The following is a 24,897-nucleotide window of genomic DNA, read 5'->3' on the forward strand; positions in this document are numbered from 1 at the left end:
CATTCGGCGGTCTTTGCTTGCTGTAGTTAAACGCATAGGGATAATGCCAGCCTTTCAACCGCCTTCGACCAGATTTTCAGCACATAATATGTTCTCCAGAACCCTGCTTTGCGTGACCCTTTCCGCGATTGCCCTGCCTTCGTTCGCCGACACCGTGTGGTTGAAGAATGGTGATCGTCTGACCGGCAAGATCAGTGTGCTCGACGGCGGCAAGCTGCTCATCGAAACCGAATACGGCGGCTCGATTCCGCTGAAGTGGAGCAAGATCGCCACGCTGGAAAGCGACCAGAAGCTTCTGATCAAGCAGAACGACGTGACCGGCGAGGTCGCGCAGTCGCTGCAGGCAGCCGACGAGGGCAAGGTTGTCATCGCCAATGGTGCCGCGCCGCGCACGGTGGAATTGGCAAGCATCACGCAGATCATCCATCCCAAGCCGTTGATCCAGGATTTCACCTGGAGTGGCAATGTCGACGTGGCGATGGATTACAAGCGTGCCGAAACCGACACCGATGACTACGACGTTTCCTTCGACACCAAGGCGCGCCATGGGCTCTGGCGCCACAACGGTACCGGTAACTACAACCGTGAATATCGCGATGGAGTGACGGTCACCGACAACTGGGATGCCGAATATGCGCTGGACCGCTTCCTCGACGAACACTGGTTCTGGCAGGGGCGTCTGAGCTACAAGCGCGACCAGATCGAAGATGTCCGTCGTCAGCGCACCATCGGTACCGGCCCGGGTTATCAGTTCTGGGACAACGAGCTTGGCGCGTTCTCGCTGGCGGCGTTGTTCAACCGCAGCGACTACGAATTCGCCGACGGCGACAAGGAGAACTTCTACCTGGCGGCGATGAAGTGGGACTACAACCGCTACCTGGTGGGCAAGACCTTCGAGCTGTTCAGCACCGGTGAGCTTGGCAAGCCGCTGGAAAATGTCGCCGACTATGCCCTGGATGCCGAGGTTGGCCTGCGTTACAAGGTCACCGACTGGGCCTCGCTGAACATGAAGGCAGAGAAGGACATCATCAGTGGTGCCGACAGCGACCTCGACGAGACCCGCTACAGCATCGGGTTCGGTGTAGGCTGGTAAGCAAATCCCGTACGTCACGCATATATAAGAAAGGCAGCCAGATGGCTGCCTTTCTTTTTGCTCTGACGACACGCTCAGAGGCGCAGGCCGCCGTCGAGTTCGAGAATGCGCCCAGTGTAATAGTCGTTCTCGAAGATGTACGCCACCGAATGGGCGATCTCGGCCGGCTTGCCCATGCGCCTGAGCGGGATGCCGGAGGTCATCTTCTCCAGCGCTTCGGGTTTCATGCTGGCAACCATCTCCGTCTCGATGAAGCCCGGCGCCACGCCCGCAACGCGGATGCCGTAACGCGCCAGCTCCTTGGCCCAGACCACTGTGGCCGAGGCCACGCCGGCCTTGGCGGCGGAGTAGTTGGTCTGGCCCATGTTGCCGGCGCGGGAGATCGAGGAGATGTTGATGATCGCGCCCTCGCTTTTGAGCTCGACCATCTTCGCCGCGACCTCGCGGGTGCAGAGGAACACTCCGGTCAGGTTGACATCGATCACCGCTTGCCACTGCGCCACGCTCATCTTGCTGATCTCGCCGTCCTTGACCTTGAGCAGCAGACCGTCGCGCAGGATGCCGGCGTTGTTCACCAGGCCATGCAGGCCGTCGAAATCCTCGGCGACGCGCGCAACCATGTCGCTGACCTGCTCTTCAATGGCGACGTTGCATAGGTAGGCGCGGGCGTCACCGCCAGCGGCCTTGCAGGCCGCGACCGCCTCATCCAGACGCTCCTGATTCAGGTCCACCAGTGCCAGCCGCGCGCCCTTGCTCGCCAGGTACTCGCCCATGGCGCGGCCGAGGCCCTGGCCGCCGCCGGTGACGATGATGACTTTGTCTTGAAGGTGCATGCCTATCTCCATGTGGTCGTTCTGCTGCGGGAACGACGCCCGCCGGGGAAACCGTTATGCTGGGCGCCCGTCGATCCGGACCCGTCTCGAGGAGCCTCAGGTGAGCGCCGAAGCCAGCAAGCATGCCCGACAACTCCTGCTCAAGGAATACCGCGGCGTGCTCTCCACCCATTCCCAGGCCATGCCCGGCTTTCCGTTCGGCTCGGTAGTGCCTTACTGCCTGGACGCCAATGGCTGGCCGCTGATCCTGATCAGCCGCATCGCCCAGCACACGCGCAATCTGAAGGCCGACGGGCGGTGCTCGCTGCTGGTCGGCGAACGCGGCGCCGAGGATGTGCAGGCGGCCGGTCGACTCACGCTGCTTGCCGAAGCCCGTCAGCTCGCTGAGCCCGCTGCAATCGAGTCGGCGGCACAGCGCTACTACCGCTACTTTCCCGAGTCGCGCGACTACCATCGTGTGCATGACTTCGATTTCTGGATGCTGGAGCCGGTGCGCTGGCGCTACATCGGCGGCTTTGGCGCCATTCACTGGCTGGACCACGTCGCGCTGGCCAATCCCTTCGCGATCGAAAGCGGCGAGGTGGAGCAGGGCATGGTCGAGCACATGAACGATGACCACGCCGCTGCCATCGCCCGCTATGTCGAACAGGCCGGGGTGCGTCAGAGCGCGCCAGCGCAAATGGTCGGGATCGATAGCGAGGGCTTCCATCTGCGTATCGGCCAGGCACTGCATTGGCTGGCGTTTCCGGAACCATGCGAAACGCCAATGGCGGTGCGCCAGGCGCTGGTTGCCATGGCGCGAGGTTGAGGGGATTCAGTTTCGCTTCAGCCGTGTCGCGCATAATCCGGTTACAGGCCGATTGTCACCCGGGTTGAATTAGACCCCTCCTGCCGCCATCTACAGAGGACTGGAAGCTGATCTTCCGTCAAGGACCATCGATGCGAATCTTCTTTGTACTGTTTCTGTTGTTTCCGCTGGCCGAGCTGTATGTGCTGATCAAGGTCGGCGGCTCCATTGGCGCGCTGGCGACCATCCTGCTGCTGGTGCTCAGTGGCATCGCCGGCATTCTGCTGCTGCGCCTGGCGGGTTTCGCCACCGCCTGGCGCGCCCGCGAACGTCTGGCCCGCGGTGAACTGCCCGAGCGCGAGATGCTGCAGGGGCTGATGATGGCCATTGGCGGTGGCTTGCTGTTCCTGCCCGGTTTCATCAGCGATGTGCTGGCGCTGGTTGTGCTTTTCCCACCGACACGCAACTTCCTGTTCCGCCAGATCAACCGGCGGATCGAGGCGCAGGTGCGCCGCCAGCGTGCTTTTGCCGACGATCTGCAGGCGCGCTCCAACCCGCAACGGCCGAATGTGATCGAAGGCGAGTGGGAGCGCAATGACCGCGACCGCTAAGCTGCTCAGCCGACAATCCGGCATGCCATCAGGCATGCCGGTTTCGTTTGTGGCCATGAAAATTTCATCTGCGCCCCTTGAAATGCACTTGAACGCCCGCATGTAGCGGACACCGCAAGGTCGCTGTCGTGTTCGACAGTCCGTCTTCTGCGGCTCGCATTGCGGGCCGCAACCGGCACCGCCGGATTTGCCCAACCCGCCGATGAAGATCATCGGCATGGAACAACTCTACTAGGAGAGATCGACAATGAAGCTTCGTCCTCTGCATGACCGCGTCGTGATTCGTCGCAGCGAAGAAGAAACCAAGACCGCAGGCGGCATCGTCCTGCCGGGCTCCGCTGCCGAGAAGCCGAACCGTGGCGAAGTCGTTGCTGTGGGTACCGGCCGCGTGCTGGACAACGGCGAAGTACGCGCCCTGGCCGTGAAGGTCGGCGACAAGGTGGTGTTCGGCCCTTATTCGGGTAGCAACACCGTCAAGGTTGACGGCGAAGACCTGCTGGTGATGAGCGAGAACGAAATTCTCGCTGTCGTCGAAGCCTGATCGCCCCGCGAATCTCCGTAAATAATTCACGAATTGAGGATCAATCAACATGGCTGCTAAAGAAGTCAAATTCGGCGACTCCGCACGCAAGAAGATGCTGGTCGGTGTAAACGTCCTGGCTGATGCCGTTAAAGCGACCCTCGGCCCGAAAGGCCGTAACGTCGTGCTGGAGAAGAGCTTCGGTGCCCCGACCATCACCAAGGATGGCGTTTCCGTTGCCAAGGAAATCGAGCTGAAGGATCGCTTCGAGAACATGGGCGCCCAGCTGGTCAAGGACGTTGCGTCCAAGGCCAACGACGAAGCCGGTGACGGCACCACCACCGCTACCGTTCTGGCCCAGGCCATCGTCAACGAAGGCCTGAAGGCTGTTGCGGCCGGCATGAACCCGATGGACCTGAAGCGCGGCATCGACAAGGCCACCATCGCCATCGTCGCCGAGCTGAAGAACCTGGCCAAGCCGTGCACCGACTCCAAGGCCATCGCCCAGGTTGGCACCATCTCCGCCAACTCCGACTCCTCCATCGGTGACATCATCGCCGAAGCCATGGAGCGCGTAGGCAAGGAAGGCGTGATCACCGTCGAGGAAGGTTCGGGTCTGGAGAACGAGCTGTCCGTCGTAGAAGGCATGCAGTTCGATCGCGGCTACCTGTCGCCGTACTTCATCAACAAGCCGGACACCATGGTCGCCGAGCTGGACAGCCCGCTGCTGCTGCTGGTCGACAAGAAGATTTCCAACATCCGCGAACTGCTTCCGGTGCTGGAAGCCGTTGCCAAGGCCGGTCGTCCGCTGCTGATCGTTGCCGAAGACGTCGAAGGCGAAGCCCTCGCGACTCTGGTGGTCAACAACATGCGCGGCATCGTCAAGGTTGCTGCAGTCAAGGCCCCGGGCTTTGGCGATCGCCGCAAGGCCATGCTGCAGGACATCGCCATCCTGACTGGCGGTACCGTGATTTCCGAAGAAGTCGGCCTGAGCCTGGAAACCGCTACCCTGGAGCACCTGGGTAACGCCAAGCGCGTCGTGCTGAACAAGGAAAACACCACCATCATCGACGGTGCTGGTCAGCAGGCCGATATCGAAGCCCGCGTTGCGCAGATCCGCAAGCAGGTCGAAGACACCACCTCCGACTACGACAAAGAGAAGCTGCAAGAGCGTCTGGCCAAGCTGGCCGGCGGTGTTGCCGTGATCAAGGTCGGTGCCGGTACCGAAGTCGAGATGAAAGAGAAGAAGGCCCGCGTTGAAGACGCCCTGCACGCGACCCGTGCTGCCGTCGAAGAAGGCGTGGTTCCTGGCGGTGGCGTTGCCCTGGTGCGCGCTCTGCAGGCCATCTCCGAGCTGAAGGGCGAGAACGAAGACCAGAACGTTGGTATCGCACTGCTGCGTCGCGCTGTCGAAGCACCGCTGCGCCAGATCGTCTCCAACGCCGGCGGCGAGCCAAGCGTAGTGGTCGACAAGGTCAAGCAGGGTGAAGGTAACTACGGCTTCAACGCCGCTTCCGACACCTACGGCGACATGATCGAGATGGGTATTCTCGACCCGGCCAAGGTGACCCGTTCGGCTCTGCAAGCTGCAGCGTCCATCGGCAGCCTGATGATCACCACCGAAGCGATGATCGCCGAAGTGGCTGAAGACAAGGCCGCCGGCGGCATGCCGGACATGGGTGGCATGGGCGGTATGGGTGGCATGGGCGGCATGATGTAAGCCGACCGGCTCTTAGCTACAAAAAGAACCCCGCCTCGTGCGGGGTTTTTTTATGGTGCGCCAGGCATGGCGCGTAGCGCCGTGACTGGCGCTGTCGGGTTCACTGTGGTGGTGAGCCTGGCGACTTGGAGGTGAAAGTCCTCTACACACCCGGCAAGGGGAAGTGTTAGCTGAAGGCAAGGGTGTCGCGGGCGACTGCGAATCTGAAGGAAGCCCGAGGCAAAATGCTGGCCTGACGAACAGGAAGCGGATGAGGCGGCGCAGCGGGGTGAGGTGGCCATAATCGCCAAAGCCCGATACTTGCACGGAACGCTGCGACGTAGATCCGACAGGCATAAGCAGGAAGGTCGCGCGAATTACCCTGGGAGATCTGTACGCTTGCCATTGTGCTACCGATTGTCGAGAGGCGACGGGATGGGCGTGCAGAAGTCAGCCGAGGCCGTAGTAAGTGGCGGTCAACCACGCCATCAAGGGCCGAACAGGTCATGCCGCCAGTAGGCGTCAGCGTCTCGTCGATAACCGAAATGCAGAAATTTCTCCAAGAGAAGACTGTCACCCCGAGTCCCGGCCAGAGGCCGAGGATGACGCCTGACAGCGCAGAGGTATCGGCGGCGTCGGTGACGTGGATGAACGCGGAGCCGGACACGCTGATGGAGCGGGTGCTTGCACCGGCGAATCTCAAGCGTGCGTATCAGCGCGTGGTCAGCAACAAGGGGGCGCCGGGTGCCGATGGCATGACGGTCGCCGACTTGGCAGGCTACGTGAAACAGTATTGGCCCATCCTGAAGGTCAGGCTGCTGGCAGGTGAATACCATCCCCAGGCAGTGCGGGCGGTCGAAATTCCCAAACCGCAGGGCGGTATGCGGCAACTGGGCATTCCCAGTGTCGTGGATCGCCTGATCCAGCAAGCCCTGCTGCAACAGCTCACGCCGATCTTCGATCCGCTGTTCTCGGACTATAGCTACGGCTTCCGTCCGGGCAGAAGCGCTCACCAGGCTGTCGAGATGGCCCGCACCCATGTGGCGGCGGGTCATAGGTGTTGCGTGGAACTCGATCTGGAGAAGTTCTTTGATCGGGTCAACCACGACATCCTGATGTTCTGTGTTGAGCGCCATGTCGAAGACAAACAGGTGCTCAGACTCATCCGCCGTTACCTCGAAGCGGGCGTCATGTCGGACGGGGTTGTCAGCCATCGGCAGGAGGGGGCGCCGCAAGGCGGCCCGCTTTCGCCGCTGCTGTCGAACATCCTGCTCGATGAACTCGACCGTGAGTTGGAGCGGCGAGGCCATCGCTTCGTGCGCTATGCCGATGACGCGAACATTTATGTCCGTAGTCCGCGTGCTGGCGAACGAGTGCTGGCCAGTGTCGAGCGGTTCCTGAATCACCGTCTGAAACTGAGACTGAATCGGGACAAGAGTCGCGTGGCTGGGTCGTGGAAATGCGACTACCTGGGGTATGGGATGAGTTGGCACTCGCTGCCTAGACTGCGAGTGGCAACCATGAGCCTGCGCCGTGTGCGCGACCGTCTCAGGGAACTGCTGCGAGGGGTGCGGGGCCACAAGATGGCGAATGTCATCGAGCGGGTAAACCCGGTGCTGCGAGGCTGGGCAGGCTACTTCAAGCTCAGCCAGAGCAAGCGTCCACTGGAAGAGCTGGATGGCTGGGTCAGGCACAAACTTCGCTGTGTCATCTGGCGGCAATGGAAGCAGCCCTCTACGAGGGCGCGCAACCTGATGCGCCTGGGATTGAGCGAGGAGCGTGCCTGCAAGTCGGCCTTCAATGGCCGAGGCCCGTGGTGGAACTCAGGAGCGCCGCATATGAATCAGGCGCTGCCGAAGAAGCTATGGGACAGACTTGGACTGGTCTCGATACTGGATACGATCAATCGGCTTAACCGCATGGCCTGAACCGCCGTGTACGGAACCGTACGCACGGTGGTGTGGGAGGACGGCGGCCGTGAGGCCGCCTCCTACCCGATCCTGCTGAACAGTGGCGTCACAGGCCGTACATACCGTTCGTCCAAAATTGCACAGGAATTAAACAACTGAACTACGGTCAGTTAACTACTCGCTTAATCAAGGGCTTACGCCATGAAGCTGGAAATAGCTCGAGGATTGTTCCTGGTTGGCGCTCTGGGAGTGACCACGCTGTGCGTGGCGGCCTGGAATGAGCCCGGAGCGACGCTGGTGCAGAGCAGCGAAAGCCGCAGCTATTGCCCGGTGCCGCCTGGTGGGCACCCGCAGTTCGAGGCGATGCGGCCTGATCAGGATTTGTTGTTGCTGCTGTATGGCCTGTCCCAGGGCATGCAGTGAGCTGGAGGCTATCCTCGCAGGCCACACCGCACTCAGCCGGCGCTCGGTACGGCCGCCGTGGACGGGCTTTGGTCGGGCTTGGCCAGCAGGTCATAGACCGCCGGTAGCACGAACAGGGTGAACAGCGTGCCCACCGACATGCCGGTGGCAATCACCAGGCCGATGTCAAACCGGCTGACCGCGCCGGCCCCACTGGCGATGATCAGCGGCACCATGCCGAACACCGTCGCTGCTGTGGTCATTAGCACCGGCCGCAGGCGGATCGCCGCCGCTTCTTCCACCGCTTCGCGTCGACTCAGGCCCTGTTCGCGGCGCAGCTGATTGGCGAACTCGACGATCATGATGCCGTGCTTGCTGATCAGTCCGATCAGCGTCACTAGGCCCACCTGGGTATAGATGTTCATGCTCGACAGGCCAAGGAACAGCGGCACCAGCGCACCGCAAACCGACAGCGGCACGGTGACCAGGATCACCAGCGGATCGCGGAAGCTCTCGAACTGCGCGGCCAAGACCAGGAAGATCACCGCCAATGCCAGCGCGAAGGTCAGGTACAGCGCGTCGCCTTCCTGGATGTACTGGCGCGAGGCGCCGGCGTAATCGAAGCTGAAACCTTCGGGCGCTTCTTCGCGGGCGATGGTCTGCAGCGTTTCGATCGCCTCGCCCATGCTGACGATCGGAAAGCCCTGGATCATCGCGGCGTTGAGTTGCTGGAACTGCTTGAGCTGAGTCGGTCGGGCGCGATCGTGCACCTGGATCAGCGTCGACAGTGGAAGCATTTGGCCTTGCCCGTTGCGCACGTAGTAGTTGCTCAGCCAGTCCGGGTTGTCGCGGTAGGCGCGCTCGACCTGAGCGATGACCTTGTAGCTGCGGCCTTCGATGGTGAACCGGTTGATCTCCCCTTCGCCGAGCAGGGTGCTCAGGGTCAGGCCGAGGTCTTCCATGGAGACGCTCATTTGTGCCGCCTTCTCGCGGTCTATCTCGACCACGATTTCGGGTTTGTCGAAGGCCAGGTCCACATCAAGGAAGGCGAACTTGCCCGATTCCTCGGCGCGCTTGCGGATGCGCTCGGTCACCTGCAGCAGCGTCTCGTAGTCGTTGGCGGTGTTGATCACGAACTGGAAGGGCAGGCCTTCGCCAGTGCCCGGCAGCGAAGGCAGGTTGAAACCGAAGATCTGCAGGCCCGGCAGGCGATCGAGCTTGGCCTGTACCTCGGGAAGGATCTCCATCTGCGAGCGCTCGCGCTCGTCCCAGGGCTTGAGCAGGAAGCCGCCGATGCCGCTCTGCACGCCGTCAAAGCCGTTGATCTGGAACCAGGAGTAGTACTCCGGGAAGCTCTTGAAGATCTCCAGAAACTGGTCGGTGTAGGCGTTCAGGTAGTCCAGGTTGGCGGTCTTCGGTGCGCTGGCCATCATGAAGACGATGCCCTGGTCCTCTTCCGGCGCCAGCTCGCTCTCGGTGAACATCAGCAGCACCGGAATCAGCGCCAGCACGAGCACGGCGAACACCAGTACCACCGGGCGTGTATTGAGGGTGCCGTGCAGCGCGTGCTGGTAACGCTGCTTGAGGCGTTCGAACAGTTCGTCCAGGCGATGGGCGAAGCCGCTGGGGTTCTCCTCATGGCGCAGCAGCTTCGAACACATCATCGGTGACAGCGTCAGCGCCACGACTCCGGAAATCAGCACCGCGCCGGCCAGGGTCAGGGCGAACTCCTGGAACAGCGCGCCGGTCAGCCCCTGCAGGAAGCCGATGGGTGCATAGACCGCCGCCAGGGTGATGGTCATGGTCACCACCGGCATGGCGATTTCCCGTGCGCCGTCGATGGCCGCCTGGAACGGTGACTTGCCCTGTTCTATATGCCGGTGGATGTTCTCCACCACGACGATGGCATCGTCCACCACCAGGCCGATCGCCAACACCATGGCCAGCAGCGTCAGCAGATTGATCGAGTAACCCATCGCCTGCATGAAGAACAGCACGCCGATCATCGACAGCGGAATGGTCACCACCGGAATCAGCACGGTGCGCAGCGAGCCGAGGAAGAGAAACACCACGACGATGACGATCACTGCGGCTTCGGCCAGGGTCTTCACCACCTCGTCGATGGAGGCCTGGATGAACTCGGTGGCGTCGTAGGCGATGGTCGCCTTCAGGCCCGGCGGCAGCTGTGCCTCGATCTGCGGCATGATCGCGCGCACTTCCTTGATCACGTCCAGCGGGTTGGCGCTGGGTGTGCCCTTGATGCCGATATAGACCGAGGGGATACCGTCGAACGAGCTGATCGAGTTGTAGCTTTCGGCGCCCATCTCCACCCGCGCCACATCACCCAGCAGAACGCGACTGTCGCCCTGCGTGCGCAGCGGGATGGCGGCGAACGCTTCCGGCGTCTTCAGCTCGGTGTCGGCGTTGATGCTGGTGACCACGTACTGGCCCTTCACTTCGCCGGCCGCCGAGAGGAAGTTGTACTTGCGCACCGCCTCGTTCACGTCGCTGGCGGAAACCCCATAGGCCGCGAGCTTCACCGGGTCCAGCCAGAGGCGCATGGCGAACACCTGGTTGCCGAGAATTTCCGCTTCGGCCATGCCCGGTAGCGTTGCCAGCTTGGGCTGGATGACCCGCGACAAGTAGTCGGTGATCTGCGGGTTGCTTAGCTGGTCGCTGTAGAAGCTGATGTACATCAGCGCGGTGGAGTCGGCTGCCTGCTTGTTCAGCACCGGGTCCTCGGCATCCTGCGGCAGCTGGTTCTTCACCGAGTTGGCCTGGCTCAGCAGCTCGGTGTAGAGGCGATCGGTGTCGGCACCGATGCGCGCATAGACCGAGATCACCGAGGCGTTCTGCTGGCTGACCGAGGTCATGTAGTCGACGCCTTCGGCGCTGGCCAGACTCTGCTGCAACGGCTGGGTGATGTAGCCCTGAATGGTCTCGGCGTTGGCACCGGGGTAGGCGGTGGTCACCGTGATCAGCGCACTTTCCATCTGCGGGTACTGACGGATGGTCAGGCTGTTGAAGGCCTGGATGCCGAGCAGCACGATCAGCAGGCTGATGACGCTCGCCAGCACGGGGCGGCGGATGAAGGGATCGGTGAACGCCATGGGAAGTCCCTGGAACCTTGTCTGAGTCTGCTGTGCATCGGGCCTGCCGCGTGAGGAACAGGCTTTTCTATTCGGTTGCCGGCTGCTGAGAGCCTTCCAGCTTGAGCGTGCGGCTTTCGGCGATGGCGACATGGGCGCCGGTGTCCAGCTTGAGCTGGCCGGCGGTGATCACCTGTTCGCCGCCCTCCAGGCCGTCGAGGACGACCGTCAGTCCGTCGCGCCGCTCGCCGGTGGTGACGAAGCGGCGCTCGACCACCAGGTAGGGCTCGTCGCTGCTGACGCCTTCCGGCGGCGTGCCCTCGGTCACCAGCAGCACCGAGTTGCCATACAGGGTGTAGGTGATGGCGGTTTCCGGGACCACCACCTGGGCGGTTTCGGTCGGCAGCAGCACCTGCAGGTCGGCAAACATGCCGGGCAGCAGACGTCCGTCCGGATTGCCCAGTTCGGCGCGCACCTGAACGTTGCGGGTAGTGGTTTCCACCTTCGGGTTCAGCGCGCTGATCACGCCTTCGAAACGTTCGCCGGGATAGGCGGCGACCTGTAGCTGCACTCGCTGGCCGAGCTTCAGCAGCGGCACATGCTGCTCGGCCAGGAAGAAGTCGACGTACAGCGTGGTCAGGTCCTGAAGCGTGGCGATCGGCGTGCCGGCGGCGATGTAGTCGCCGACATCCACCTGACGGATGCCGATGGTGCCGGAGAAGGGCGCCAGGATGCGCTTCTTCGACAGACTGGCGCGCAGCTGCGCGACGCTGGCCGCGGCCTTCTGCGATTCGGCATTGAGCCGGTCGTACTCGCTGCGCGAAATGGCCTGGCGATCCAGCAGGCTACGCGCACGCTGGAACTCCAGGCGCGACAGGTTGAGGTCGGCTTCGGCGCTGGCCAGGCTGGCCTGCTCCATCTCGCTGTCGAGCAGCACGATGGCCTGGCCCTTGCTGACCTTCTCGCCGGACTGGAACTGCACGTCGGTGATGGTGCCGGCGATCTCGACGCTGAGGTCGATGCCCTGCGACGCCTTGAGCGTGCCGATGGCTGGCAGGCGGCTTTGCCAGTCCATGCGGCGGGCGAGCTCGGTTTCGACGTCGATCGCAGGCTTGGGCGCCTGGAACTGTTGAATCTGCTGATAGATCGAGTTGAATTTGAGCGCGGCAAGAATCGCAACGACGACGACCACCGCGCCCAGCATGAACAGCATGCGGCGCAACATTTTCCGATTTCCTTGGAGATGTGAGCCGGCTGTCTACTGCCGTGATCGAGGCAGCCGTTCGAACGGTCCGGTCGCCGGCTTCGGCAACCTGCTGGCACCTGACTCAGCAGGACCGGAGAGCGAGGAACTTAGCCTCGAAACGAGGCTAAGTAAAGGGGGAGAGCGGGCGGAAAGCAGCGCAGGTGGGGGCGGTCGACAGACTGTCGACCCGCCCGCTGATCATCAGCCGGCGAGGCGTTGGGTGACCTCGGTAAGTTGCGCCGACAACCCATGCAGGTTCTGGCTGGCGGTTTCGGTGCGCTCGACGTTCTGTTGGTTGATCGTGGCGATCGAGGTGATCTCGGTGAGATTGCGCGAAATATCTTCGGCCACCGCGGTCTGCTCCTCGGCGGCCGTGGCGATCTGGCGGTTCATGTCGCGGATCGCCTCGACCGCTTCGGTGATGCGCTGCAGCATCTGACCGGCCTCGGTCACCTGGCCGACGCCCTGCTCGCTGCGCGCCTGGCCGCTCTCGATGGCGCGTACGGCATTGCTCGCGCCGGTCTGCACGGTGTCGATGATCTGGTGAATCTCGGCGGTGGACTCGGCGGTGCGCTGAGCCAGGGTGCGCACCTCGTCGGCTACCACGGCAAAGCCGCGGCCGGCGTCACCCGCTCGAGCTGCCTCGATGGCGGCATTGAGCGCGAGCAGGTTGGTCTGATCGGCGATCCCGCGGATCACCTCCAAGACCTTGCCGATGCGCCCGCTATCACCCTCCAGGCGGCGGATGACGTCTGCCGTGCTGGCGATCTCGTTGCTCATGTCGGTGATGGTGGCGATGGTGCCGCGCATCACCGCTTCGCCCTGCTGGGCGGAATGGTCGGCGGCGTCGGCGGCCTGCGCGGCTTCGGCGGCATGCCGCGAGACTTCCTGGGCGGTCGCGGACATCTCGTGCATCGCCGTGGCGACCTGATCGGTACGCGAGAACTGCTCGCGGGCGCCGTCGGCCATCAGCCTGGCGATGGCGTTCAACTCGCCGCTGGCACTGTCCAGATTCGAGGTGCTCTGCTGCAGGCGGGTGAAGGTGTCGGCGAGGAAGTCGCGCAGCACGTTGGCGGCAGCGGCAAGGCGGCCCAGTTCGTCGCTGCGGCTGGCATCCACGCGGTCGGCGAACTTGCCCTGGCTGAGGCGCGCGATGTGCTCGATCAGGTTGCGTATCGGTTCAATGATCCGACGATTGACCAGCCAGAGGCTGAACAGCGCCACTACCACACTGGCAAGGATCATGATGATCGGACCGAATGATGCGGTGCTCTGTGCGTCGGCACGGATGGTCTCCGAGCGCTGCGCTGCGGCGTCGCCCAGCTGTTTGACCAGCTCGCTCAGCTGAGCGCTGGTCGCCCGGTCGATACCGGCTACCGCGGCGTCCCCGGCGAGCGGGTCGCTGTCGGCAGCGATGAAGGCATCCAGGCCCTTGCGATAGGCAACGCCGAGAGTGCGGTGCTCGCTGCGCAGGCTCTCGATCTGCCTGGCCAGCTCCGGCTCGTCGGCGCTCGATACGAGCAGGTCGCCGAGAATCTTCTGCACCTTGGCTTCCTGGGCCTCGAACTGGCTCCAGTAGCGGTTGCGTGACTCAGGCTGTTTGCCGCGCAGCAGCACGTTCTTCCATTCCTGAACCTGGACCTTGAACTCGAGGTTGGCCTCGTCGATCAGTTGCACTTCGGCCAGCGGGCCGTCGAGCAGCGTCTGGAAGTGGTCGATGTTGTTGCTGAGCAGGCGAATGCAGGCGAGGGCGATGAGCAGCGTCAGCAGCAGGCTGCCACCAATCAGCGCGAGTATCTGCGCGCGCAGGGATTTCTGGAGCATGGGCAAGGTCTCGTCATTTGGGAAACGTCAATGAGCATCCCTGCCGTTGCCCAGTATCATCGGCCGGGTGATGTTTTTCTTGAGCTAGACAATGCGCAGATGGTTGTCCCAGAGCCCCGCCGGCAGGTCCAGCGGCGTGCTGGCGATGCGTTCGCCACGGCAGTCGAACAGGCGGCAGCGGCCTTGCCCGGAGCTGACCACGAAGCCCTCGGCGACTGCCGCGACGCCCGCACAATCGGGCACGTGGGCCGCCTGGCGCAGCTCGGCGCTGTCCAGGTCCCAGATGAACAGCTTGTTGCCACGCGGCGCGGTGACGGCCAGCAGGCGCAGCTCGTCGTGGATGGCGAGGCTGGCGGTGTACTGGTTCATGATCTGCCGCTGTGCCTCGCCCAGCGGAAAGTGCTGGAAGGGCTGCCCGGGCCGCTTGATCGCCAGCAGCGGGATGCGGTCCATGGCATCGCCTTCGTACTGCTGGCCGCTGACCACGGTACCGTCGGCGGCGACGGCGAGGTGACGCACGCTGTTCATCTGCTCCGGCAGCTGTTCCTTGCTGACCAGCGTACCGTCGCGGCGCAGCAGCACCAGACTCGGCTCCATTGCATCGAGATTCATCATCTCGCGGCTATCGGCCTCGGTGCGGATACCGCCATTGGCGATGACCAGGGTTTCGTTGTCCGGCATCCACAGCAACTGGTGCGGGCCGATACCATGGGTGGCGTGCTCGCCTACGCGCACCAGCTGGCGGTCTTCCAGGCGATAGACGCCAAGCACGCCACGGCCGGCATCGGCGGTGTCGTTTTCGGTGGTGTAGAACCACTCGCCGTCCTTGTGAAACACCCCGTGCCCATAAAAGTGGCGCTCGGCCGGCGAGGCCATGACCTGCAGCAGACGACCGTCACGCGAGTCGATCAGGTAGCTCTCGCGGCTCGGGCGACGGCCGACGAACACCGCCAAGGGCAGGTACGGGTGCGGGTAGACGTCATGGCAGCGTTCGGCGACCGGTGTGGCGAACACCTGGCTGCCATCGAGGCGGTAGCCGACGGCGTAGTGTTGCCCGTCGGCGCCATCACGCGCGGAGAGCAACATCTGCTGCCCGCCGTGACGCGTCAGTGTCCAGCCAGCGATGCCGCTGGCGGCAAGCATGGCACCGGTCAGGCCAAGCAGGGTGCGGCGTTTCATGATCAGTCTCCGTCGTGCGCGTTGAAGCCGATCTGTACGCCGAGGGCGCGTGCCAGCTCGAGCTGGTGCAGGCGATGCAGTTGGTCGATCCGCTGGTACAGCGCGTCGAGCTGCGCACGACTCTCCTCGTTGGCGAGCATTTCGCCGAACGGCTCGGACATGGCTTTCAGTTGCTGCAGCAGATCGGCGTAACCGGCGTCGATGCGCTTGGCCAGATCAGCCTGCTCTGCGCCGAGCAGCGCGCGCAGACCGTCCTGATCGGCACCCAGCCACAGGCTTTCGGCGCCTTTGACGGCGGCGGCGATATTGCTCAGGGTCGTGTCGCTGCGCCAGCCTTCGGCCTGATACGGCTGCGGATGGCCCTTGGTCTGGCGGCCGAGCGGCGCGCCGAGCTTCTTCTTCAGGCCGTCGAGGGCCGTGACCTGAACCCGCAGCAGTTCGGCGATGGCTTCGCTCGGTTCGGCATAACGCTCGTTGGGAAAGCTGCGCAGCTGATCGGCCATGCCGTCCTTGTCCTGCCATTGCTGCAGGACGCTGGCTGCAAGCTGCTGCTGGTGCTCGCCGATGGCCGTCAGCAAGGGGCAGTAGCGCGTCCTGGTGGCGGGGTCGGCGAGGTCGATGCTGCTGTCGAAAAGGACGTACTCGTAGGCGCTCAGGCCCTGCACCACGACGCTGGCGTTATCCAGATCGGCCTGGGTCAGCTCGGGCTTGGTCTTGAGCAGTGCCGTGACCTGGCGTGCAACGAGGTTCTTCTTGTCCGGCCAGAACTGGACCTGCCAGGCCAGATTGCCTTCGCCCATTGGGCCGATCAGCAGCGGCTGCAGGCCGGCCCAGGCGGTTTGCGCATGCACAAAGGCTGCATGCGCTTCGTCCAGGGTCTGGTTGTCGGCACAGAAGGCGATCGCGCTGGCCGCCAGGCGGCGGTCGGCTTCCGACCACTGTTTATAGGCTGGCAGCAATACGCCATCGGCCAAGGCTTTGCTGGTCTCGGCCTGCGGGTCGGCGGGCGTGCAGGCGCTCAGCAACAAGGCGGTGAGCAGAGCGCCGCTGGCGATGCGCAGGGTGTTCGAACGGATCATGGTGTCCTCATCGGCAAGGCCGGTTGCAGCGCTTTCGCGCCGGGAAAGCATGGTGAATAGCATGGGCATTCAGAGCGACTCGAGGAAGCTCAGCAGCGCGGTACGTTCGTTCTGGTCGTAGCCGAGCACGATCTGGCGCGCCTTTTCGGCCTCGCCGCCGTGCCAGAGTATGGCTTCGAGCAAATTGCGAGCGCGGCCGTCGTGCAGGAACTGGGTATGCCCGCTGACTGCCTGGGTCAGGCCAATGCCCCACAGCGGTGGCGTGCGCCATTCCCGGCCGTTGGCCTCGAACTCGGCGCGGTCATCCGCGAGGCCTTCGCCCATGTCATGCAGCAGCAGGTCGGTGTAGGGGCGAATCAGCTGATTGGCCAACTCCGGTTCCGCGGCGTCGGCAGCGGTGGTGAACTGTGGCACGTGGCAGCTCTGGCAGCCGGCGCGGTGAAATAGCGTCTTGCCGGCGAGTACCTGTGGGTCGTCGACGTTCCGTCGCGCAGGTACGCCGAGATTGCGGGTGTAGAACAGCACCTGGGCGAGGATGTCGTCGCTGACTTCCGGCTCGCCGCCGTCCGGCATCGCGCGACACTCGGTCTGCCGGTCGGTGCAGCTGCTGCCACTGAGCAGACTGGTGGACAGGCCCATATCGTTGAAGAAGGCGTCGGCGTTCTGCTGGTTGAGGCTCGGCTGTCCGGCCTTCCAGCCGAAGCGGCCAATCACGGTCTGCCGGCTGGTCTGGTCGAAGACCCTGTTCGGGCGGCCGGATATGCCGTCGCCGTTGCGGTCATCGGGGTCGGCATTGGCCAGCAGCGCTTCTTCGGGAATGGCTTCGAGCAGGCCCAGGCCGATCATCGGTGGCGCGATGCGCAGGGACATCCGGGTTTCCGGATGCATGTCACCATAGGCCAGGTCGTTCAGTTCGATTTCCGGCCTGCGCAGCTCGACTTCGGTGCCATCGGCGAAGCGCACCTGCTCGGTCGAATAGCGCAGCCGTACCTTGCCTTCCGGGGCGACGCCGGGAATCGCCATGTCCTGCAGCTGGCCGCCGTAGCTTGGCTCCGGTGCGATGCCACGTTCTCGGACGACTTCGGCGTGCTCGGGACCGGCCGGAATGGACAGCCGTACCAGCATCGACACGGCGCTGGTCGCATCGGGTGCCGGCGGATGGCCGCGGCCGTCCTTGATATGGCAGTTCTGGCAGGCGTTGGTATTCAGCAGCGGGCCAAGACCATCGCGAGCGGTGGTGGATGCCGGGGCGATGACCCAGGGATTTCGGAAGAAGCTGTTGCCGACGCTGAAGTCGAGTCGACGCATCGGTGCCAGATTGGCCGAAGGCATGGAGTAGGCGTTCTGGTCGAACTTCATCACCGTGGTGCTGCCGCCGGAGAGCGCCTCACCAGGTTCGGGCTGGGAGAAAGTCGGTGTTTCAACGTTATCGCAGGCGACCAGGGCCAGAGCCAGCAGCGGGAAGAGGCGGCGAAACAGCGGGCGCATCGGAAGTACCTGCAGGGCGGTGAATTAAGCCGCGCAATCTTAGCAGGCTAATCGTAATGGAATAAGAGGGATTTGCATTTGCGCGAGAGGGGCGCGCGCTCTGGAACCAGGCAGGGGGACAGCGAAAAGCCCGACACGGGCGCAACAGCTGCGCCCGTGTCGGCGCCGATCAGAACTCGTGATCGGCGGTGTCAGGGTTGAGGTCGCTGATGCCGAGGGCACCGGCGGCCTGCTCGATCGCGGCGGTCTGCTTGACCAGTGCGCCGATGGCATCGCGTACTTTCTGCTGGCCTTCGGTGTTGTCCGAAGCGATCAGCTGGTCGAAGGCCTCTCCGTTCTTCGCACTTTCAACCAGGACTTGCAGCTTGGCTTCGGTGGTTTCCAGGTCGGTCTTCAGCGTGCTGTCCACCTCTGGGCTGACGCCCTGAACCAGCGATGCCAGGCTTGGACCGGTCAACGTAGTGCCGTCGACGCGCTTGTACTCGCCGAGGTAGACGTTGCGAACGCCACGGGCATTGAAGAAGTGCGAGTTGTGGGTGTTGTCGCTGAAGCAGTCGTGCTCGTCTTCGGTGGAGTTGGCTTCCAGAGCGACTTTCATGCGCTCGCCAGCCAGTTCGCCGAGGGACAGGCTCCCCATGCCGAAGAACATCTTGCGCAGGCCGTTTTCCGCGGTATCGGCTTCGAGGCTGGCGCGGTAGTTCTCGGCATTCGGCTGCCACTGCTCGACCATTTCCTGCAGGTCGCTGACCAGCAGTTCGGTCGCGACTTTCAGGTAGGTGCGGCGGCGGTCGCAGTTGTCGCCGGTGCAGCCTTCGCCTTCCACGTAGTCGGTGTAGGGCCGCTCGCCGGCACCTGGGCCTGTGCCATTGAGGTCCTGGCCCCAGAGCAGGAACTCGATCGCGTGGTAGCCAGTGGCGACGTTCGCTTCGGAGCCGGCCAGTTCGTTGAGGCTGGCCAGCAGCTCGGCGTTGATTTCGCTGGTGTCGACCTTGTCTTCGCCAATCTGCAGTTCGCTGTTGGCGATGATATTGGCTGTGGCGCCCGGGTTGCCGAGGGCGTGCTGGTAGTCGCCCTCGATGTAATCGATCAGGCCCTCATCGAGCGGCCAGGCATTGAGCTGACCTTCCCAGTCATCCACCACGGCGTTGCCGAAGCGGAAGACCTCGGTCTGCATGTAGGGAACGCGGGCCGCCAGCCAGGCCTGACGCGCGGCCTGCAGGGTCTCTTCGCTGGGGTTGGCGAGGAGGGCGTCGACAGCTTCCTGCAGTTTCACGCCGGTGGCGTGGGCATCGCTGAATACCGCCAGCGCCAGATCGGCGTAGTGGCTGACGACTGCCTTGGCCGCTTTCTCATCGGGCGCCTGCGCCTTTTCCGCTGGCACGCTTTCGGTAGTGCTTTGCGGGGCAGCAGTCTGGTTCGCGGGGGTCTTGTCCTCACCGCAACCGGCGAGTGAGATGGCCACAGCGAGGAGGCTGGCGGTTGCCCAGATGGGGGTGCGTAGCATGTGCGGGTTCCTTTGCGTGCGAGTGAACGAAGCCGAGGGCTGCTCGGAAGCCGTCAATAATGCGAAAGATTTTCATTTTGTGCAAAGCCAATGCGTGCACAGGCTCTCTCTTCCGTTTCGGTGCAGCCGGTAGAATGCTGGCGTTCTGACGGCCTTTGTCCCTGGAGATGCTATGAGCCTGAGCGCGGTGGTTGTGCTGGTTGTGCTGTTTCTCGTCGCCGCTTACGCGGTGATTCTCTACAACGGGCTGGTGCGTCTGAAGCATGGCGTCGGCAAGGCCTGGGCCAATATCGACGTGCTGCTGCGTCAGCGCCATGAAGAGTTGCCCAAGCTGGTGGAGACCTGCCGGCAGTACATGCAGCATGAACGCAATACGCTGGAGCAGGTGATCAGTGCGCGCAATGCCGTGTCCAGCGCGCGGGAGCAGGGCGATGTGAGTGCGCTGGGGCAAGCCGAAACCGGTCTGCGTGCTGGCCTCGGGCGGCTGTTCGCGCTGGCCGAGAACTACCCCGAGCTCAAGGCCAACGAGAGTTTCCGCCATCTGCAGCAGCGCATCAGCGGACTGGAAAGCGGAATCGCCGATCGCCGTGAGCTGTACAACGAGGCGGTCAACCTGAACAACGTGCGCATCGAGCAATTCCCCGATGTACTGCTGGCGCGGACGTTCGGTTTCAAGGAGGCTGCCCTGCTGCAGTTCAGCGAGGCGGAGAAGGCCGACGTCGATCTCAAGGCGCTGTTCGGCTGAAATGCATCCGGGCCAGGTTTTCACACTCATTCTCGCCGCCGCGCTTTGCGTCGGCGGGGCGTGGATCTGCATCGGTCGCTGGTCGCGTGCCCGTCATTTGCTCGATACCCCGACTTCTCGCATTCGCTCGGCAGCCCAGGGGTATGTCGAGCTGGTTGGCGTGCTACGCGAGCTGATGGTGCCGCAACCGATGGCGCCGCTGACCGGCGAGCGCTGCCTGTGGTGGCGCTACCGTATCGAGGAGTACCGTTCCAACGGCAAGCGCAGCAGCTGGAGTGTGGTCGAACGCGGCGTCAGTGAAGCCTGGCTGCGCCTGGCCGATGCCACCGGCGAATGCCTGATCGACCCGCGTGGCGCGGAGGTCCATCCCGCCTTCCGCAAGGTCTGGACCGGCGATCTGCGCCACCCGCGCGGTGTCGCTCCGAGTGGCTGGGTCGGCCTGTTCAGCATCGGCAAGCGCTATCGCTACACCGAGGAACGTCTGCACGAGGGTGAACCGCTTTACGCACTCGGTGATTTCCGCACGAGCGGCGGCGGGCGACAGGGCCTCGACCTGCAATCCGCCAAGCGCGACGTGATCCGTCAGTGGAAGGGGGATTTCGCCGGCCTGCTGCAGCGTTTCGACAGCAACGCCGACGGTCAGCTCGACGAGCAGGAGTGGAGTCGCGTACGCCTGGCGGCGCGCCTCGAGGCGGAAGATCGGCATCGCGAGAGCAGCGCCGCGCCGGCATTGCACCAGCTGGGGCAGCCCGGGGAGGCGCTGCCTTTCGTACTGTCCAGCCACGGTGAGGAAGTGCTCACGCAGCGCTTCTACTGGCAGGCCGCCGGTGGTGCACTGATGTGCCTGGCTGGCGCCGTCTGGCTGGCGTCGCAGCTGGGTGTGACGGCCTGGTAAACCGGCCGGCTCAGCGCTTGCGTTTTTCGGCGATCCAGATCGTATGCCGGGTGCCGCGGTTGCCGTGGGCGAACACCTGCACTTCTTCGGCCTTGAAGCCGGCCTTGGCGAGCTTGTCGGAAAAGGCGCGGTCGGCGCTGGCCGACCAGACCGCGAGGATGCCGGACGGGCGCAACGCGCGGGCGCAGGCGTTGAGGCCGTCAGCCGAGTACAGCCAACTGTTGCTCTTCTGCGTCAGTCCCTCGGGACCGTTGTCGACGTCCAGCATGATCGCATCGAAGCCCTGGGCTTGATCCCGCAGTAACTCGGCGACGTCCTGGTTCAGCACCCGGGCGCGGGCATCGCGCAGCGGATTGCCGGACTTCTCGCCGAGTGCACCGCGGTTCCACTCGATCACCCCTGGCACCAGTTCGGCGACCAGCACCTCGGCGTCCGGCCCGAGATGGCGCAACGCAGAAGCGAGGGTAAAGCCCATCCCCAACCCACCGATCAATACGCGGGCCTGCGACCGTGCGGCGATCCGTTTGCAGGGAATCTCCGCCAGCGCGTCCTCTGAGCCATGGGTGCGGGTGTTCATCAGCTGATTGCCGTTTCCGCCCTGGATCTTGATGACGAAGTCATCGCCATATTCGAACAGGCACAAGGCGCCGCCAGTGGGAATGGCGGCGGTATCCAAGAGTACGAAGCGTTTCATCGGGGACTCGTTGTAGGCGCGGGCGATAAAAGGCTGGAAGTGTGGCCCATGTGCTCATGACTGGCCAGCGCCAGGGGGCAAGTGCGGGGGGCGATTCAAGGCGGCGATGCGCGCCAGCGGCGCGCTGTCGGGCTAGCGCAGCTCGGAATTGACTGCCCGATCGAATGGTGTCGACTGGCGCAGCAGCAGGTCGAGATCGCGGGCGGGCAGCGGCTTGCTGTAATAGTAGCCCTGGCCTTCCTGGCAACCTTCGGCGATCAGATAGGCTTCCTGCTCCGGTGTTTCGACGCCCTCGGCGATCACCGTCATGCCGAGGCTTTTGCCCAGCTGGATGACCGCGCGCACGATGGTCGCGCCCTCGTCCTGGCCGATGTCCTGGACGAAGCTCTTGTCGATCTTGATCTTGTCCAGCGGCAGGCTCTTGAGATAACTCAGCGAGGAGTAACCGGTACCGAAATCGTCGATCGCGATCAGCGCGCCGGAGCGCCGCAGGCTGTGCAGGTTGTGCGCTGCCGCGTCGATGTCTTCCATCAGCCCCGTCTCGGTCACCTCCAGTTCGAGGGTTTCGGCCGGCAACTGGTGCTTCTGCAGCAGCTCGCCGATCATTTGCGGTAGCTGCGGGTGGCGCAGTTGTACGGTGGAAAGATTCACCGCAACGCGCAGACCGGTGTAGCCCTCGGCATGCCACTGCCGCAGCTGGCTGCAGGCCTGATCAAGCACCCATTTGCCGATCTCGATGATGCTGCCGTTCTGCTCCGCCAGCGGGATGAACAGATCCGGTGGGACCAGCTTGCCCTGGGGGTGTTTCCAGCGGATCAGTGCCTCGACGCCGGTGATGCGGTTCTGGCGGTAGTCGACCTGGGGCTGGTAGACCAGATGGAACTCGTTGCGCTTGAGCGCTTCGCTGAGATCCTTTTCCAGCTCCCGACGGGCGCGCATCTCGCTATCGATGCTGGCGACATAGAACTGGTAGCGGTTGCGCGAGCGGCTCTTTGCCAGCGTCATGGTCTGCTCGGCCTTTTGCAGCAGCTTTTCGGTATTGTCGCCATCTTCTGGGTACAGCGTGATGCCGATGGTGGCGCGCAACCGAATCGGGTCGCCGTCGAACTCGATCGGGGTTTCCAGATCGTCCAGCAGCGCCTGGGCCAACTCGGCGGCATCGTAGGGCTGCTCGATGCCGCTGAGTACGAGGACGAACTGATCGCCGCCCAGTCGTGCCAGCGCACCGAGACGGCCAGCGGAGCCGCGCAGGCGGTCTGCCAGGGCCTTGAGCAGGCAGTCGCCGGCCTGATAGCTGTACTGCTCGTTTACACCCTTGAAGTCGTCAAGCCCAAGACAAAGCACTGCGACGCGCCGCTGCATGCGTCGAGCCTCGTCGAGAATGTGGTCGAGCTGACTTTGCAGCTGCTGCCGGTTCGGCAGACCGGTCAGGGAGTCGTACTGGGTCATGCGATACAGGCTGCTTTCAGCCTCCTGACGCAGGTGCATGTTGTGCTCGATAGAGGCGAGCAAGCCGTTGGCCGTTTCCACCCACAGGCCTAGCTCGTTGCGCTCATGCCCACGGATCATCGGCAACTTGTGCTCGCCGGGCCGGTCGGGGTTGATCCGCGCCAGATGCTCGATGAGCTTGGTCAACGGACGGGTCAGCAGCCACTGGTAGATCAGGAAGAGCACGAAGCCCAGCGTCAGCGCACGCAGGATGCCGACAATGAAGATCACGATGGAGTCGTTGATGAATTCCTGGCCGTATTTGGCGGTGTCCAGGGTTATGCGCAGCTCGCCGTAATATTCGTTGTACGGCGGTTTGCCGATCAGCGGAATCGAGAACTGTCGGTCGCGGTGGAGAATCGGATCGGTCAGCCAGCGTGTCGGCAGGTCGATAGGTGGTCTGATCTTCAGCGCCAGCATGCCGTCGTCCGGATGGCCGATGGATGCCATGCGAATCGATTCGTGCTGGAAGAGCCCCTCCATAACCTGGGCGCCCATCTCGCGGTCGAGGCTGTAGATCGCCTGAGTGGATGGGTCGCGGGTCATGCGCAGGATGCGTTGGGCATCGGCTTCGATCAACTGGCGTGTCTTGTAGGCACCGAAGATGATCTGTGCGCAGCTGAGCACCAGCCCTACCGCAAGCGCCGATAGCAGGACTACACGCAGGAGCTTACGCGACAGGCTATTGCGCATTTCCAGCTTCAAATGAAGGTCCTTTTCCGTGCCGACGCTCGGTTGCGGAAGTATTGTTAGTCATTCGGCAATCGTCAAAGGCAATTAAACCAGTAAGTCAGCAAGCTCCGACTGTGCCGGCAGTACGTCTTAGGATGCAAGCCCAAAGGCGTAATCCTAAGGAAACATTGCACGTCGATTACCGATACCGTAAGGCGACTTTTTTCCGGGCTGCAAATGTATAGCGGCAGGCGACACCGAACCCTTAAATGAAAATGCCCGCAACAAGTGCGGGCATTTTCGTTAGCGCTGGGTGGCTCAGCCGGCGAAGTTCTTCGCGACGAATTCCCAATTGACCAGGTTCCAGAACGCTTCGACGAACTTCGGACGAGCGTTGCGGTAGTCGATGTAGTAGGCGTGTTCCCAGACGTCACAGGTCAGCAGTGGCTTGTCACCCGCGGTCATCGGGTTGCCGGCACCGATGGTGCTTGCCAGGCCGAGGCTGCCGTCGGACTTCTTCACCAGCCAGGCCCAGCCGGAGCCGAAGGTGCCGATGGCGGTCTTGGTGAACTCTTCCTTGAACTTGTCGAACGAGCCGAAGGAAGCGTTGATGGCATCGGCCAGCGCGCCAGTCGGCTGACCACCGGCGTTCGGCGCCAGGCAGTTCCAGAAAAAGGTGTGGTTCCAGACCTGAGCGGCATTGTTGAAGATGCCACCGGAAGAGGTCTTGATGATGCTTTCCAGATCCTTGCCTTCGAACTCGGTGCCCGGGATCAGGTTGTTCAGATTGGTCACGTAAGCAGCGTGGTGCTTGTCGTGGTGAAACTCGAGCGTCTCGGCGGACATGTGCGGCTCGAGAGCGTTCTTTTCGTACGGCAGCGGCGGCAATTCGAAAGCCATGATGTATCTCCTACTCAGGTGTCGAGGATTGATGCGGCCAGCTGGAAGGAGCGTGCGAGGCGTGCCGGCGATACCGGTGAGCAGGAGCGAATGTGCGTCCCGCCCTGACCTCTGTCGTTCCCTTCGCTCGCTACATGCTTGCGCAATCTCTGGCCGTTCACGGTCGGCCGAACAGACAGACTGAAGCCTTCCGCTTCATGTCTGCGAGCCAGCGATCATAGCACCCGACCTGCGGCAAA

At 63.2% G+C, this 24,897-nt stretch carries 20 protein-coding genes; 9 read left to right on the plus strand and 11 right to left on the minus strand.

All coding sequences use genetic code 11. The features are described from left to right. The first annotated feature begins 88 nt into the window (after window positions 1-88). Window positions 89-1,093, plus strand: a complete 1,005-nt coding sequence (locus tag F753_RS28335; protein ID WP_023444100.1) for a DUF481 domain-containing protein — start codon at window positions 89-91, stop codon at window positions 1,091-1,093. A 74-nt stretch (window positions 1,094-1,167) separates the two neighbouring features. On the opposite strand, the gene F753_RS28340 is transcribed toward F753_RS28335, so the two are convergent. Continuing rightward, the gene (locus tag F753_RS28340; protein WP_023444101.1) at window positions 1,168-1,926 is read right to left on the minus strand and encodes an SDR family oxidoreductase; all 759 of its coding nucleotides are present in this window, start codon (window positions 1,924-1,926) and stop codon (window positions 1,168-1,170) included. A gap of 100 nt (window positions 1,927-2,026) precedes the next feature. Between F753_RS28340 and F753_RS28345 the strand changes: the two genes are divergently transcribed. The 6 genes from F753_RS28345 to F753_RS28370 all read left to right on the plus strand — a co-directional run bounded on the left by F753_RS28345 (window position 2,027) and on the right by F753_RS28370 (window position 7,876). Continuing rightward, window positions 2,027-2,734: a HugZ family pyridoxamine 5'-phosphate oxidase gene (locus F753_RS28345; RefSeq protein ID WP_023444102.1), complete on the plus strand. Its 708-nt coding sequence runs from the start codon at window positions 2,027-2,029 to the stop codon at window positions 2,732-2,734. 131 nt (window positions 2,735-2,865) lie between these two features. Beyond that, the gene (locus F753_RS28350; protein WP_014819374.1) at window positions 2,866-3,324 is read left to right on the plus strand and encodes an FxsA family protein; all 459 of its coding nucleotides are present in this window, start codon (window positions 2,866-2,868) and stop codon (window positions 3,322-3,324) included. Window positions 3,325-3,571: 247 nt separating this feature from the next. Then, entirely contained in the window at window positions 3,572-3,865 is a 294-nt protein-coding gene (locus F753_RS28355) for a co-chaperone GroES (protein ID WP_003294630.1), read from the plus strand. Between the two features lie 49 nt (window positions 3,866-3,914). Beyond that, window positions 3,915-5,564, plus strand: coding sequence for a chaperonin GroEL (gene groL / locus F753_RS28360; protein ID WP_003299861.1), 1,650 nt, complete (start codon window positions 3,915-3,917; stop codon window positions 5,562-5,564). A gap of 485 nt (window positions 5,565-6,049) precedes the next feature. Next, complete coding sequence (gene ltrA / locus F753_RS28365) at window positions 6,050-7,471, plus strand: group II intron reverse transcriptase/maturase (RefSeq protein ID WP_017517123.1); 1,422 nt, start codon at window positions 6,050-6,052, stop codon at window positions 7,469-7,471. A gap of 183 nt (window positions 7,472-7,654) precedes the next feature. Beyond that, window positions 7,655-7,876 carry a hypothetical protein gene (locus F753_RS28370; RefSeq protein ID WP_031297212.1) on the plus strand — a complete coding sequence of 74 codons (222 nt, stop codon included), beginning with the start codon at window positions 7,655-7,657 and terminating at the stop codon, window positions 7,874-7,876. Window positions 7,877-7,908: 32 nt separating this feature from the next. Here the strand turns inward: F753_RS28370 and F753_RS28375 are convergent, their stop codons facing one another. The 7 genes from F753_RS28375 to F753_RS28405 form a co-directional block, all read right to left on the minus strand. Then, the gene (locus F753_RS28375) at window positions 7,909-10,965 is read right to left on the minus strand and encodes a multidrug efflux RND transporter permease subunit (RefSeq protein ID WP_023444104.1); all 3,057 of its coding nucleotides are present in this window, start codon (window positions 10,963-10,965) and stop codon (window positions 7,909-7,911) included. 67 nt (window positions 10,966-11,032) lie between these two features. Continuing rightward, window positions 11,033-12,169, minus strand: coding sequence for an efflux RND transporter periplasmic adaptor subunit (locus F753_RS28380; RefSeq protein WP_023444105.1), 1,137 nt, complete (start codon window positions 12,167-12,169; stop codon window positions 11,033-11,035). 222 nt (window positions 12,170-12,391) lie between these two features. Next, on the minus strand, window positions 12,392-14,014 hold the full coding sequence (locus F753_RS28385) for a methyl-accepting chemotaxis protein (protein WP_023444106.1): 1,623 nt from the start codon (window positions 14,012-14,014) through the stop codon (window positions 12,392-12,394). 84 nt (window positions 14,015-14,098) lie between these two features. After that, on the minus strand, window positions 14,099-15,193 hold the full coding sequence (locus F753_RS28390) for a DUF1513 domain-containing protein (RefSeq protein WP_023444107.1): 1,095 nt from the start codon (window positions 15,191-15,193) through the stop codon (window positions 14,099-14,101). 2 nt (window positions 15,194-15,195) lie between these two features. After that, window positions 15,196-16,272 carry an imelysin family protein gene (locus F753_RS28395; RefSeq protein ID WP_031297213.1) on the minus strand — a complete coding sequence of 359 codons (1,077 nt, stop codon included), beginning with the start codon at window positions 16,270-16,272 and terminating at the stop codon, window positions 15,196-15,198. Between the two features lie 69 nt (window positions 16,273-16,341). Beyond that, a complete protein-coding gene (locus F753_RS28400) occupies window positions 16,342-17,760 on the minus strand; it encodes a di-heme oxidoreductase family protein (protein WP_023444109.1) in 1,419 nt (472 codons plus the stop codon). Between the two features lie 169 nt (window positions 17,761-17,929). Continuing rightward, window positions 17,930-19,264, minus strand: a complete 1,335-nt coding sequence (locus F753_RS28405) for an imelysin family protein (RefSeq protein WP_023444110.1) — start codon at window positions 19,262-19,264, stop codon at window positions 17,930-17,932. A 172-nt stretch (window positions 19,265-19,436) separates the two neighbouring features. Between F753_RS28405 and F753_RS28410 the strand changes: the two genes are divergently transcribed. Beyond that, complete coding sequence (locus tag F753_RS28410) at window positions 19,437-20,009, plus strand: LemA family protein (RefSeq protein ID WP_014819382.1); 573 nt, start codon at window positions 19,437-19,439, stop codon at window positions 20,007-20,009. 1 nt (window position 20,010) lies between these two features. Further along, a complete protein-coding gene (locus F753_RS28415; RefSeq protein WP_023444111.1) occupies window positions 20,011-20,904 on the plus strand; it encodes a GIDE domain-containing protein in 894 nt (297 codons plus the stop codon). 10 nt (window positions 20,905-20,914) lie between these two features. Here F753_RS28415 and F753_RS28420 read toward each other — a convergent pair whose 3' ends face one another. From F753_RS28420 to F753_RS28430, 3 genes are all read right to left on the minus strand, one after another. After that, on the minus strand, window positions 20,915-21,598 hold the full coding sequence (locus tag F753_RS28420; RefSeq protein WP_014819384.1) for a spermidine synthase: 684 nt from the start codon (window positions 21,596-21,598) through the stop codon (window positions 20,915-20,917). A gap of 132 nt (window positions 21,599-21,730) precedes the next feature. Next, window positions 21,731-23,791, minus strand: coding sequence for a putative bifunctional diguanylate cyclase/phosphodiesterase (locus tag F753_RS28425; protein WP_023444112.1), 2,061 nt, complete (start codon window positions 23,789-23,791; stop codon window positions 21,731-21,733). A gap of 285 nt (window positions 23,792-24,076) precedes the next feature. Next, complete coding sequence (locus F753_RS28430; RefSeq protein ID WP_014819386.1) at window positions 24,077-24,658, minus strand: superoxide dismutase; 582 nt, start codon at window positions 24,656-24,658, stop codon at window positions 24,077-24,079. Window positions 24,659-24,897: the final 239 nt, after the last annotated feature.

It is taken from the genome of Stutzerimonas chloritidismutans AW-1 (assembly GCF_000495915.1).
Taxonomy (GTDB): domain Bacteria; phylum Pseudomonadota; class Gammaproteobacteria; order Pseudomonadales; family Pseudomonadaceae; genus Stutzerimonas; species Stutzerimonas chloritidismutans.

Bases quoted from the DNA above. Each gene is read 5' to 3' on its own strand.
- F753_RS28335 (WP_023444100.1), top strand. From the start codon at position 89: ATGTTCTCCAGAACCCTGCTTTGCGTGACCCTTTCCGCGATTGCCCTG.
- F753_RS28340 (WP_023444101.1), bottom strand. From the start codon at position 1,926: ATGCACCTTCAAGACAAAGTCATCATCGTCACCGGCGGCGGCCAGGGC.
- F753_RS28350 (WP_014819374.1), top strand. From the start codon at position 2,866: ATGCGAATCTTCTTTGTACTGTTTCTGTTGTTTCCGCTGGCCGAGCTG.
- F753_RS28355 (WP_003294630.1), top strand. From the start codon at position 3,572: ATGAAGCTTCGTCCTCTGCATGACCGCGTCGTGATTCGTCGCAGCGAA.
- groL (WP_003299861.1), top strand. From the start codon at position 3,915: ATGGCTGCTAAAGAAGTCAAATTCGGCGACTCCGCACGCAAGAAGATG.
- ltrA (WP_017517123.1), top strand. From the start codon at position 6,050: ATGCCGCCAGTAGGCGTCAGCGTCTCGTCGATAACCGAAATGCAGAAA.
- F753_RS28370 (WP_031297212.1), top strand. From the start codon at position 7,655: ATGAAGCTGGAAATAGCTCGAGGATTGTTCCTGGTTGGCGCTCTGGGA.
- F753_RS28375 (WP_023444104.1), bottom strand. From the start codon at position 10,965: ATGGCGTTCACCGATCCCTTCATCCGCCGCCCCGTGCTGGCGAGCGTC.
- F753_RS28380 (WP_023444105.1), bottom strand. From the start codon at position 12,169: ATGTTGCGCCGCATGCTGTTCATGCTGGGCGCGGTGGTCGTCGTCGTT.
- F753_RS28385 (WP_023444106.1), bottom strand. From the start codon at position 14,014: ATGCTCCAGAAATCCCTGCGCGCGCAGATACTCGCGCTGATTGGTGGC.
- F753_RS28390 (WP_023444107.1), bottom strand. From the start codon at position 15,193: ATGAAACGCCGCACCCTGCTTGGCCTGACCGGTGCCATGCTTGCCGCC.
- F753_RS28395 (WP_031297213.1), bottom strand. From the start codon at position 16,272: ATGATCCGTTCGAACACCCTGCGCATCGCCAGCGGCGCTCTGCTCACC.
- F753_RS28400 (WP_023444109.1), bottom strand. From the start codon at position 17,760: ATGCGCCCGCTGTTTCGCCGCCTCTTCCCGCTGCTGGCTCTGGCCCTG.
- F753_RS28405 (WP_023444110.1), bottom strand. From the start codon at position 19,264: ATGCTACGCACCCCCATCTGGGCAACCGCCAGCCTCCTCGCTGTGGCC.
- F753_RS28410 (WP_014819382.1), top strand. From the start codon at position 19,437: ATGAGCCTGAGCGCGGTGGTTGTGCTGGTTGTGCTGTTTCTCGTCGCC.
- F753_RS28415 (WP_023444111.1), top strand. From the start codon at position 20,011: ATGCATCCGGGCCAGGTTTTCACACTCATTCTCGCCGCCGCGCTTTGC.
- F753_RS28420 (WP_014819384.1), bottom strand. From the start codon at position 21,598: ATGAAACGCTTCGTACTCTTGGATACCGCCGCCATTCCCACTGGCGGC.
- F753_RS28430 (WP_014819386.1), bottom strand. From the start codon at position 24,658: ATGGCTTTCGAATTGCCGCCGCTGCCGTACGAAAAGAACGCTCTCGAG.